This is a genomic window from Cytobacillus gottheilii, assembly GCF_001636345.1.
Lineage (GTDB): Bacteria > Bacillota > Bacilli > Bacillales > Cytobacillaceae > Cytobacillus > Cytobacillus gottheilii.
On record NZ_LUUP01000008.1, the window covers coordinates 1 to 1,785 of the forward strand.

The following is a 1,785-nucleotide window of genomic DNA, read 5'->3' on the forward strand; positions in this document are numbered from 1 at the left end:
AAGGAGCATTCCTGTTAGAAGGATTTTCGGGGACTTGAACAAAAAAGAGCCCTCTTGGTATGATTCGGGGTGTCAAATCGTGTGGCGAAATGACCCCTAACTTAGGTAACCAAGGAGGACTCCAAAATGGATTTTAAACAAAATCAGAAAATAAATCAAGTCACCGAAAAAACACTCGTAGTCGGAATCGACATTGCCAAGCGAAAACATTTTGCTTGCTTTGTAGATGATCGTGGACGGGTACTACAAAAATCTTTCTCGGTATTACAATCTAGTGATGGTTTCTTGAGTTTTTATCAACGTATTTTGGCTGCAATGAAAGAATACGAAAAAACGGAAGTCATTGTCGGGATTGAACCTACAGGCCATTACTGGCTTAATTTAGCCTATTTCCTCGAGGATCGGGGGATTCCCCTGGCTATGACCAACCCTATGCACGTCAAACGGTCAAAGGAGTTGGATGACAATTTACCAACCAAACATGACCGCAAAGATGCTTTAGTGATCGCTCGTCTTGTTAAAGATGGACGCTTTAGTTATCCGCGAATCTTGAAAGACGTGGAGGCAGAACTTCGTGTTGGGTCAACGTTTAAAAGTAAGTTGACAGAGGAACTTGGAGCTGTTAAAAACATGATGATTCGCTGGTTAGATCGCTATTTTCCTGAGTTCACCCAGGTCTTTCCGTCATTCGGAAAGATGGCAATGGCAGTACTAGAGTGTACCCCATTTCCTAGTGATCTTCACCAGAAACATCCCGATGAAGTATTAGCACTTTACCGCCAGGTTGATGGGCTCAAATCTCCCCAACGACCGAAAGCAATTCGCCTTATTGAAGTCGCTGCTAATTCCATCGGAGTAACAGAGGGACGTGAAATGGCCCGTATTGAAATCGCCACACTCGTTCGTCGTTACAACCAATTGGAACAAGAAATTGAAAGTATTACACAGCACTTAGTTGAGCTCGTTCAAACATCTGTAGAGTACGAATGGCTCTCAACGGTTCAAGGACTTGGTGATACCACAATTGTCGATTTGTTAGCTGAAATCGGTAGCTTTTCACACTATGAAGATCCACGCCAAATCATTAAACTCGCGGGATTAACATTACGTGAAAATTCCTCCGGTCAGCACAAAGGACAAAAACGCATCTCCAAACGGGGCAGAAGAAAGCTACGCGCCCTCCTTTTCCGAGTGATGATGCCAATGATTCGCCATAATGAAGCCTTTCGAAAGCTACATGAGTATTACACAAACCGTAAGGTTAATCCGTTACGTAAGAAGCAATCCATCGTGGTTCTATGCGGAAAACTATTAAAAGTGTTACATGGGATCAGTACCAAGCACAAAGCATTTGACGCACAGCGAATGATGAAGGATATTCCTAGTCTCGCAGAGGCTATGTAAAGTTCTACATCCCCTTAACAGACCTAGACAACAGGATGACACGGAGAAGCTGGCATTATTTTTTCCATTCGACCTCGAGTCCCTAAAGGAGCTTCGCTAGCCTCTGCCTTATGACTAGACCGAACGAAGGAATGTAGGCACTTAGATGCCCAGAGACATGGGAGGGTACGTCATCATAAGCTACGCAGAGATCCATTGTGCATCACATATTTTCCTAGCACTACTTACCATCATTATCCAGTAGTGACCGCGTAGCGTACCCATACGTTGGAATAGTTTCACATATTATTAAAATTTTGTTAGAAGACGTGTCGAAAAATATTTTTTTGACACCCCACCAACGGGTCAAACCGTTGATAAATCAACATTTATAGAGGGAGG

General features: G+C 43.3%; 1 protein-coding gene. It reads left to right on the forward strand.

The genetic code is table 11. The annotated features are described in order from the left end of the window. Positions 1–126: 126 nt before the first annotated feature. Positions 127–1,404 (forward strand): IS110 family RNA-guided transposase, encoded by a 1,278-nt coding sequence (locus A6754_RS22205; RefSeq protein ID WP_066442640.1) that lies wholly within the window; start codon positions 127–129, stop codon positions 1,402–1,404. The last annotated feature ends 381 nt before the right edge of the window (positions 1,405–1,785 follow it).

Bases quoted from the DNA above. Each gene is read 5' to 3' on its own strand.
- A6754_RS22205 (WP_066442640.1), top strand. From the start codon at position 127: ATGGATTTTAAACAAAATCAGAAAATAAATCAAGTCACCGAAAAAACA.